This window comes from Mesorhizobium sp. M7A.F.Ca.AU.002.02.1.1 (genome assembly GCF_003998535.1).
Classification (GTDB): Bacteria; Pseudomonadota; Alphaproteobacteria; order Rhizobiales; family Rhizobiaceae; genus Mesorhizobium; species Mesorhizobium ciceri.
Map to the genome: position 1 here is coordinate 1 of NZ_RZPB01000167.1, position 9,423 is coordinate 9,423.

Annotated in this window: 9 protein-coding genes and 2 pseudogenes; 3 read left to right on the plus strand and 8 right to left on the minus strand. The window is 63.5% G+C overall.

Annotation, left to right across the window (positions count from 1 at the left end):
• The 3 genes and pseudogenes from EN879_RS39400 to EN879_RS12990 all read left to right on the plus strand — a co-directional run.
• Positions 1-264, plus strand: a pseudogene (locus EN879_RS39400) (heme biosynthesis protein HemY); the annotation flags it as partial.
• A gap of 36 nt (positions 265-300) precedes the next feature.
• Positions 301-780: a TerB family tellurite resistance protein gene (locus EN879_RS12985; RefSeq protein WP_013528912.1), complete on the plus strand. Its 480-nt coding sequence runs from the start codon at positions 301-303 to the stop codon at positions 778-780.
• Between the two features lie 15 nt (positions 781-795).
• On the plus strand, positions 796-1,509 hold the full coding sequence (locus EN879_RS12990; RefSeq protein WP_024503038.1) for a glutamine amidotransferase: 714 nt from the start codon (positions 796-798) through the stop codon (positions 1,507-1,509).
• A gap of 100 nt (positions 1,510-1,609) precedes the next feature.
• Here the strand turns inward: EN879_RS12990 and EN879_RS13000 are convergent, their stop codons facing one another.
• The 8 genes and pseudogenes from EN879_RS13000 to EN879_RS13035 form a co-directional block, all read right to left on the minus strand.
• Positions 1,610-1,918, minus strand: a complete 309-nt coding sequence (locus EN879_RS13000) for an NIPSNAP family protein (RefSeq protein ID WP_063169514.1) — start codon at positions 1,916-1,918, stop codon at positions 1,610-1,612.
• A 51-nt stretch (positions 1,919-1,969) separates the two neighbouring features.
• A complete protein-coding gene (locus EN879_RS13005; RefSeq protein ID WP_063169513.1) occupies positions 1,970-3,208 on the minus strand; it encodes an MFS transporter in 1,239 nt (412 codons plus the stop codon).
• A gap of 162 nt (positions 3,209-3,370) precedes the next feature.
• On the minus strand, positions 3,371-4,471 hold the full coding sequence (locus EN879_RS13010) for a pyridoxal phosphate-dependent aminotransferase (protein WP_063169512.1): 1,101 nt from the start codon (positions 4,469-4,471) through the stop codon (positions 3,371-3,373).
• Between the two features lie 225 nt (positions 4,472-4,696).
• Positions 4,697-5,158, minus strand: coding sequence for a MucR family transcriptional regulator (locus EN879_RS13015; RefSeq protein WP_013528917.1), 462 nt, complete (start codon positions 5,156-5,158; stop codon positions 4,697-4,699).
• A gap of 216 nt (positions 5,159-5,374) precedes the next feature.
• The gene (locus tag EN879_RS13020) at positions 5,375-6,094 is read right to left on the minus strand and encodes an ROK family protein (RefSeq protein WP_063169511.1); all 720 of its coding nucleotides are present in this window, start codon (positions 6,092-6,094) and stop codon (positions 5,375-5,377) included.
• A 13-nt stretch (positions 6,095-6,107) separates the two neighbouring features.
• The gene (gene zwf, locus EN879_RS13025) at positions 6,108-7,484 is read right to left on the minus strand and encodes a glucose-6-phosphate dehydrogenase (protein WP_063169510.1); all 1,377 of its coding nucleotides are present in this window, start codon (positions 7,482-7,484) and stop codon (positions 6,108-6,110) included.
• A gap of 22 nt (positions 7,485-7,506) precedes the next feature.
• Positions 7,507-8,520 carry a phosphogluconate dehydrogenase (NAD(+)-dependent, decarboxylating) gene (gene gnd / locus EN879_RS13030; RefSeq protein ID WP_063169509.1) on the minus strand — a complete coding sequence of 338 codons (1,014 nt, stop codon included), beginning with the start codon at positions 8,518-8,520 and terminating at the stop codon, positions 7,507-7,509.
• Positions 8,521-8,554: 34 nt separating this feature from the next.
• A pseudogene (locus EN879_RS13035) lies at positions 8,555-9,423 on the minus strand (glucan 1,4-alpha-glucosidase); the annotation flags it as partial.

The window sequence follows — 9,423 nt, forward strand, 5'->3', positions numbered from 1 at the left end:
ATTGAAGCATTGGCAAAGCCGACGAGCGAAAAAAGGCCGATCGAAGTGATCGACGACGCCGGTGGCGAGACGTCGGCGGGCAAGCAAGCTGAAAGTCGCGAAGAAGATCATGTCAGACCGATCACGGCAGCGGCCTTCGCCGCGGTGCCGAGCGATGCCGAAGGCGTCGAGCCGGCCGAGGAGCTTGCGCGGCTGCCGGACGATCCCGGCGTCGATCCGGACGAGGAAGCGGAGAAATCGCCGCGCCGGTTTCGGTTGTTTTGAGTTGGGCAGGCCGTCAGGCCGTTGGGGTATGGATCTATGTTTGAACGCGTTCTGTCGTTTCTCAGGGATTTGCCGGCCGGTGCCGGCACGCATGCCAGCACGGACGATCCGCGTGTCGCCGCCTCGGCGCTGCTCTACCATGTGATGAACGCCGATGGCGTGCGCCAGGATGTCGAGTGGGAGCGGTTCAAGGCGGTGCTGGCCGAGAGCTATTCGATCAGTGGCGCGGAACTCGAAGCGTTGGCCGCTGCCGGCGAGCGGGCCGACAATGAGGCGATCGATCTCTACGCCTTCACCAGCGTCTTGAAGCGCCATCTCGATGCCGATGCGCGCAAGGCTTTCATCGGCCTGATGTGGGAAATCGTCTATGCCGACGGCGAGTTGCACGAGCTCGAGGACAACACCGTCTGGCGCGTCGCCGAGCTGATCGGCGTCGAACGCCACGACCGCGTCGAGGCGCGCCGCAAGGCGGCGGCGCACGCGCCCGGCGCCACCGGAACATCGAGCGACGAATAGGATCTTCGCCTTCCCATGCCACGCCAGACGAGTTCGAAGCCAAAGATCCTGATCGTGCTGCATCAGGAGAGTTCGAGCCCGGGACGTGTCGGCCACATGTTGCTGGAAGAGGGTTTCGATCTCGACATCCGCCGGCCGCCGCTTGGCGACGCCTTGCCCGAAACACTGGACGACCACGCCGGCACGGTGGTGTTCGGCGGCCCGATGAGCGCCAATGACGACGACGAGTTCGTCCGCCGCGAGACCAACTGGCTGGAAATACCGCTGAGGGAGAACCGGCCATGTCTCGGCATCTGTCTCGGTGCGCAGATGCTGGTCAACTGTCTCGGCGGCAAGGTCGAGGGTCATGGTGAAGGGCTGGTCGAGGTTGGCTGGTATCCCCTGAAGGCGACCGAAGCCGGCAAGCAACTGATGCACTGGCCGGAGATGGTCTACCAGTTCCACCGCGAGGGTTTTTCGCTGCCCAGGGACGCGACGCTGCTGGCGACGGCCGAAACCTATCCCAACCAGGCCTTCCGCTACGGCGACAATGCCTGGGGCATCCAGTTCCATGGCGAACTGACCAGGGTGATGATGCAGCGCTGGGTGGTGCGCGGCGCGCATCGCTTCGAATTGCCCGGTGCCCAGCCCGGCCGCGATCATCTCGGCGGCCGGCTGATCTGGGACATGCATCTCAAGCGCTGGCTGGACGAGTTTTTGCGGATGATCTTCGGCAAGTCGAGCAGATAGCTAAACCGTCGTCTGAACGGATTTCAGGCGACCCGCTTTAGGTCTTTGTCTTCATGCATGTCGTTCTCCCAAAACCGGGGCCACTTTTGGGCGACATGCATTAAGGTTCGAGCACCGGCCGCAGGAAGCTGCGCTCATAGCTGAGAATGCTGCGATTGCGCTTTTCCATTTCGAACACGTCCTGGCATTCCGGGTCGGCAGCCATCCGTTTGCGATAGTCCTCGTAGTCGGCAAGACTCGGAAAGCTGAACATGGCATAGGCGATGTTGCTCGCCCCTTCGCTTGGAAGGAAATAGCCGTGATGGTTTCCGCCGAGGCGGTTGACCAGAGCTATCCAGCGACGACCATAATCTTCGAACTCGGCAAGCTTGTAGGGGTCGATGACGTATTTCAGGTAGCAAGTGATCATGAGAGCTCCTGTGGCATGGGCTAGGCATGTCGGCTGTCAACCGTGGGAAGATCAGTTGCGCCCGTTGAGGTGGCGCACCTTGCGCAGTTGCGGGAACAGCACCACCCACAGGCCCGCGACGGCGATGGCGCCGATGCCGCCGATCACCACGGCCGGCACCGTGCCGATCAGCGCGGCCATCGTGCCGGCCCGGAATTCGCCGACCTCGTTGGAGGCGCCGACAAAGACCTGGTTGACGGCGTTGACGCGGCCGCGCACCTCGTCGGGCGTCCACAGCTGGATCAGCGTCTCCCTGATGTAGACGCTGAACATATCGGTGGCGCCAAGGAAGACCAATGCCACGATCGACAGCCAGGTGATGGTCGACAGGCCGAAAACCACGGTGAAGGCGCCGAACGAGGCTGCAGCGGCCAGCATGATCATGCCCGCGTGGTTGCGAAGTGGATGCCCGGCCAGCCAGATGGCGACGCAAATGGCGCCGATGCTGGGCGCCGAGCGCAGCAGGCCGAGGCCCCACGGGCCGAGCTGGAGGATGTCGCGCGCATAGACCGGCAGCAGCGCCGAGGCGCCGGACAGGAGCACGGCGAACAGATCGAGCGAGATGGCGCCGAGCACGATCTTCTCGCTCCAGATATAGCTGAACCCGCCGAGCAGGTGCTGCATCGTCGGCTTGTCCGACTCGGTGCGCTGCGACGGCTTCGGGATGGTGAAGATCAGCAGCCCGGACACAAGCATCAGGACAGCGGCGGTTCCGTAGGCCGCTTCCGGCGACACGCCGTAGAGCAGGCCGCCGGCGACGGGTCCGACGATGGTCGCCGTCTGCCAGGCCGATGAATTCCAGGCGATGGCGTTGGCGAAATCCTGAGGCGGCACCAGATTGGCGAACAGCGAGGCCGAGGCCGGACCGAAGAAGGCGCGGGCGACGCCGAACATGGCAAGCACGCAGAAGATCGGCAGCGGCCCGCTGATGCCGCGCAGCGCCAGGAACAGCAGCGCCAGCGCGCACATCGCCTCCACCACGACCGCCAGCGCCATGATCAGGCGGCGGCCGAAGCGGTCGGCGGCGACACCGGTGACCAGCACCAGAAGCAGCGACGGCAGGAACTGGACGATGCCGACCAGGCCGAGATCGAGCGGGTCGCGGGTCAAATCGTACATCTGCCAGCCGACCGCGACGGACACGATCATGGTGGCGAATGTGGTGAGGAAACGCGCCGCCCAATAACTCAGGAAGGAGCGGTGGCGGAACGCGGCATAGCGCTGGTCCGGTGATATCTGTTCGGCGGTCATGATTTAAGAGGCCCCATTGCAGTGGCGTCAGCTGGCGGGGCACTTCCACGATGGGCGCTGGTCCGGCTGGCGGAACTTTTAGCTCAGTTCGCCGCGGATATGCGTCAGAATCAGTGCTGGATCAAGGAATTTTCAGCCTGCTCCATCGCCGGCACGCGGAAGTTACTGCCGCAGCGCGACGGAGATGGCGTCGAGGCCGCCGCGCAATTCGGCTTCCGTCGGCCAGCCGAAGCCGACGCGGAAGAAGCGTTTTTCCATCTCGAACCAGTGGCCGGGTCCGACATAGGTTCCATGGTTCTCCAGCAGGTTCGCATAGAACCGGTCGAGGTCGAAGCCGGGTTCGATATCGAGGCGCGGGAAGCCGACGACACCGCCTTCGGGCCTGATCCAGTCGACCAGCGGTTCGCGGTCGATCCAGGCCTGGACGATGTCGCGGCGCTTGGCCATTTCGGGCAGCAGTGTCGCCAGGAAGGCATCCCGGCGCTCGAGCATGCCGCGGGCAATGCCTTCGTCGATGACGCTGCCGCAGATGCCGATCTGTTCCTTTGCGGCGAGGAATTTTTCCTGAAGCACCGCATCCCTGGTGATCAGCCAGCCGATGCGGATGCCGGGAATGCCGAAGGCCTTGGACAATGACGAGACGCTGATCGCCTTTGGGCTCAGTGAGGCAGCCGTCGGCAGCCGCCTGCCGTAGGAGAGGTCGCGATAGGTCTCGTCGACCAGCAGATGGCAGCCGCGAGCCTCGGCAAGCGCCACCAGCGCATCGAGCTCGGCTCGGCTCATCATCGTGCCGGTCGGGTTGTGCGGGCAGGTGACGCTGATCAGCTTCGTGTCCGGCCGAATCGCGGCCTTGACGCGTTCGACGTCGATGGCGAAGCCTTCCTCGAATGCCAGGTCGACAAAGCTGATGGCGCAGCCGATCGCCCTTGGGGTTTCGATGTTGGTGGCGTAGTTGGGCCGGATGACGACGAGATGGTCGTTGGCCGACAAAAGCGAGGTCGAGATGATGAACAGTGCGCCGGCGGCACCGGCGGTGACCAGCACATCATCCGGCGAAATGCCGGCATCCTGCGCCGATATCAGTGCACGCAACTGCTTGTCGCCGCGATGCTCGCCATAGAAAAGCGTGAGATCGGGCAGCGACAGGCCGATGTCGGAGAGCTTCTGGTCGGCGATCGAGCTTTCGGAAAGATTAAAGCGGATACGGTCGTAGCCGTATTCTTCCGGTGCCTCTTTCTCGATCCCCATCCTGGTGTAGTTCATGGCTCACTCCCCAAGAGCAGTTCACCGTTTCACGGAAACGGCGACCCGCTCTAACTCCTTGTTTTTTTACGCAATTCCGGACGGAAAACCGTTTCACACTTTTCCTGGAATTGCTCTAGGAACCCGGCCACCTATCCAAGCCATAAAAATAGGAAGCCGGCCAAGGCGGATTCGCCGGCAGGCTTCTGTTCCAGTCGTCCTAACTGTTGGCTCAGGACTGAATGTTCAGGCCGAGGCCTTGGCCTTCCTGCCCTTGGCGGGCGCCTTGACGGGGGCGGCCTTGCGGCCGAGGCCGATCGACTTCGCCAGCAGCGAACGCGAGGCCGCGTAGTTGGGAGCGACCATCGGATAGTCCGACGGCAAGCCCCATTTGGCGCGATAGGCGTCCGGCGTCAGGCCGAAATGTACACCGATGTGACGCTTCAGCGATTTGAACTTCTTGCCGTCTTCGAGGCAGATGATGAAATCGGGCGTCACCGACTTCTTGGGATTGACCGCCGGGACCAGCGGGGCAGCCACCGGGACCGCAGGCTTGCCGAGCCCGCTTATCGAGGCGCTGACGCTGGCGATGAGGTCGGCCAGGCCGGAGGCAGGCAAGCGGTTCTTCTCGACGTAAGCGGACACGATGTGGGCGGTCAGCTCGAGCAGATCGATGTCTTTACGGGCACTGTTGCTATCGTCGGTCACTCTATTTCTCCGTCTACAGCGAATGACCTGAAAATCGGATTCGACTTCCGGAAAGGATCATGCGCGAAATCAAAATGCTATGGCGTCCTTCGTGCGTCCACGGGACGAATTGGCGTTGTTGTAGCGCGGAATTCCTAGTCGGCAAATCTGCGTATTGCAACGACTTGATGGCAGGTCACACGTTATTTTGAACAACTATATTAAACAATAACAGTATCAGACTATCAGCGCCTTGTCGCGCCACAAACGAAACCCGCCTTCGAAGGCGCGTGTGTTGTCGCCGCGCCTGGAGTCGGCGGGCAATTCATCGAGCTTGTCGACGTTGCCGCCGCCAATGACGACATAGTCAGGCTGCATGGCGGCACGGAGCCGGTCGACGACGTCGAAGACGTATTTGCGCCATTTCTTCTTGCCGCGCTTTTCCAGGCCGCGTTCGCCGACATAATCCTCGAAGCTCTTGCCCTTCTTGTAGGGCAGATGCGCGAGTTCCATCGGTTGGGCGACGTTGTCGGCAATCATCGCCGCACCGAGCCCGGTGCCGAGCCCGAGGAACAGCATGCGCCCGCCCTCGTAGCTGCCGATGGCCTGCATCAGCGCGTCATTGACCACTTTCACCGGTTTGCCGAACGCGCCCGCAAAGTCGAATCCAGCCCAGCCCTTGCCGAGATTGGCGGGGTCGGCGAGCGGCCTGTTGTGGTTGACCGGACCGGGATAGCCCATCGAGACGACGTCGTAGGACAGGCCTTCGGCGAGCTTCTTCACGGTATCGATCATCTGTTGCGGCGTCAGCCCCGGCCCCGAATCGGCGCGGCGCTCCGCGCCGCCGGCGCTGGTGAGGATCTTGACGTGCGAGCCGCCGATGTCGATCGTGAGCACGATCTTTTCAGTATCCGGCGTCTCGGTGCCCGATGCTGGTTGCTTCACTGCCTTGGCCATCGCGTGGTTCCTCTCACTTCACCGGATCGATCCAGCCATTGGGTGGCCCGAACCCGGCCATGACGTCCGCCGGTCCCCATGTCAGCGGCTCGTAGAGGTGCGGCGGCGTGGTGTCGCCAAGCACCGGGCCGACGATGCGCCAGGCCAGTTCGCTGGCGTCCTGGCGGGTGAACAGCTGGCCGTTGCCGTTCATGGCGTCGCCTATCAAGCGCTCATAGGGCGGCATGTCGCCCTTCGAGTCGTCGAGCGCCGTCAGTTCGACCTGCTCGCCGATCATGTCGTCGCCCGGCGCCTTGCGCTGTGCTCCGATGGCGATCACCACCTGTGGGTCGATGCGGAAGCGGACGTAGTTCTGGTCGGCGGGCTTGATCGGATCGAAGACATCGAGCGGCGGCCGCTTCAGCCGCACCACCACTTCGGTGACATGCACCGGCATGTTCTTGCCGGCGCGGATGAAAAACGGCACGTCCTGCCAGCGCCAGGTGTCGACGAAGAAACGCACCGCCGCGAAGGTCTCGACGGGCGAGTTCGGCGCCACGCCGGGTTCAGTGAGATAGCCGGTGAACTGGCCGCGCACGACATCGTCTTTGGTCAGCGTCCTGATCGCGCGCAGCACCTGCACCTTCTCGTCGATCAGATCGTCGGCGGAGCGGCCGACAGGCGGCTCCATGGCAAGCAGCAACAGGATGTTGAGCAGATGGTTCTCGATGACGTCCCTGATGCAGCCGACATCGTCATAGAAGCGGCCACGTCCCTCGACGCCGAAATCCTCGGCCATGGTGATCTGCACGCTCTCGACGTAATTGCGGTTCCAGATCGGCTCGAGGAGGGAATTGGCGAAGCGGAAATAGAGCAGGTTCTGGATCGCTTCCTTGCCCAGGTAGTGGTCGATGCGGAAGATCGACTGCTCGTCGAACACCAGATGCAGGACCCGGTTCAGCCAGCGCGCCGATTGCAGATCGTGACCGAAGGGCTTTTCCACCATCAGCCGCGCGCCATGCGCCGTGCCCGACTGCTCCAGCCCCTGGACGACGGTCTCGAACATGGTCGGCGGCACCGCCATGTAATGCAGCGGTCGCTGTGCGGTGCCGAGCGCGCTCTTCAGTTTCTCGAACGTCGCTCCGTCACGGTAGTCGCCGCTGACGTAGCGCAGCAGCGAGGCGAATTTGGCGAACGCTTTTTCGTCGATCTTGCCGAGCGCATTGACGATGCCGTCACGCGCGCGCGCCTGCAGTTGCTTGAGGTCCCAGGCATCGAAGGCGACGCCGATCACCGGTTCGGTAAGCGTGCCCTTGGCGACCATCTGGTAAAGGGCTGGAAATATCTTCTTGTGGGCGAGGTCGCCGGTTGCCCCGAAGAGCACCAGCGTGTCGGACCGTTCCTGGCTCATGCGCGTGTCTCCCCCGCTGTCCTCACTTGCCGGCCTTCGGCTTCTCGACATGGCCGCCAAAGGCATAGCGCATGGCGGAGAGCAGCTTGTCGGCGAATTCGGATTCGCCCTGCGAGGAGAAGCGGTCGAACAGCGCCGAGGACAGCACCGGAGCCGGCACGCCGGTGTCGATGGCCGCCTTCAGCGTCCAGCGGCCTTCGCCGGAATCCGAAACGCGGCCGCCGAAATTCACCAGGCCCGGATCGCTTTTCAAGGCGCCGGCCGTCAGGTCAAGCAGCCAGGAGCCGATAACGCTGCCATGCCGCCAGACCTCGGCCACCTGGGGAAGGTCGATGTCGAACTGATAGTATTGCGGGTTTTCCAGCGGGCTGGTCTCGGCGTCCGCCGTCCGTTGCCGCTTGCCTGCATTGGCCGATTTCAGGATGTTCATGCCTTCGGCATAGGCGGCCATGACGCCATACTCGATGCCGTTGTGCACCATCTTGACGAAGTGGCCGGCGCCGCTCGGTCCGCAATGCAGGTAGCCGAAGGGCGCGGTCCCGGCATCCCTGGACGGATTGGAGCCGGCATCGGCGCCCGGCGCCAGCGTGGCGAAGATCGAATCGAGGTGCTGCACCGCCACGTCGGGACCGCCGATCATCAGGCAGTAGCCACGCTCCAGGCCCCAGACGCCGCCGCTGGTGCCGACATCGACAAGATGGATGCCCTTGCCGGCCAGTTTCGCGGCCTGGTCGACGGCGTCGTGATAATAGGAATTGCCGCCGTCGATGACGATGTCGCCGGGCTCCATCAGGGCCGCCACCTGGTCGATGATCCTGCCGGTGATCGCCGCCGGCAGCATCAGCCACACACAGCGCGGCTTGGCCAGCTTGCCGATGAATTCTTCCATCGAGGCCGCCCCTGACGCGCCGTCGGTCACCAGGGCCGCGACGCTGGCCGGGTTGATGTCGTAGACGACGCATTCGTGGCCGTCGCGCATCAGGCGCCGGACCATGTTGGCGCCCATCCGGCCCAGTCCCATCATTCCGATCTGCATGGTTTCGTCCCTGTTTTCTAGGAGATTTGCGGGGTTATCGAGGGAAGGTCTGCTGGCTGTCCTGGTCGCCTGAGATGACGGAGAAGTCGACATTCTCCCAATCGCCGGCCCCGGGCCAGAAAAAAGTGAAGGTCAGCGTGCTTCCCTTGGGAAGGCCAGAGACGGGCAGATCGGCAAGATGGATGCCGAAATCGTTTTCTACCGTCTGGCTGTCGTGGGCGGTCGCCCAGTTGTCGGTGCTCCAATGGACTGTAGCCGGGGCCAACAGTTCGAAGCGCAGCGTCTTGCCGGCCGGGACCGTGCGGATCTTGTTGTTGAACCGCCATGTTCTGAACGGCGATACGGTCTTGTCCTCGATATAGCGCTTGACGCCTTGCGGGGGCATGTCGAAGACCGCGCCGTCGCGCAGCGAGCGCAACAGCTTGATATGCTCCGAATGCGCCCAGACCAGCGGCATGGCGCTGCCCGAGGGGCGGCCGTGCAGCAGTTCGCGCTCCGGCCTATCGGCGCCGTCCCAGACCTGCTCCGGCAACAGGCCGCCCGGTCCGGCCGAGCCTTCCAGCGCTGCCAGCAGGCTGGCTGCCTTTTCCCTGCGCCCGGCCGCCAGCTCATAGTGGGCGCGTTCGCCGGCCAGCAGCGGCCAGGGGCGACCCTGGCCGGTGCCGTCGAAAGGTGCGCCATCTTCATGCTCGCCATAGCCGTCGCCGTTGTAGCGGTACCAGAGCGGCCCTTGCGGCAGATCGCAGCGCAATTGCGCGTCGATGACCTTGACCGTGTCTGTCATGCGCGGGTCGTCGGCCGCCCGCAGACCGAAGCGGACAAGTGCAAGCGCATCCGGACTGACGATTTGCTCGGCCGGCCGGTCGGTGTCGCCGGGCGGCCGGTTCTTGATCGGGACATAGC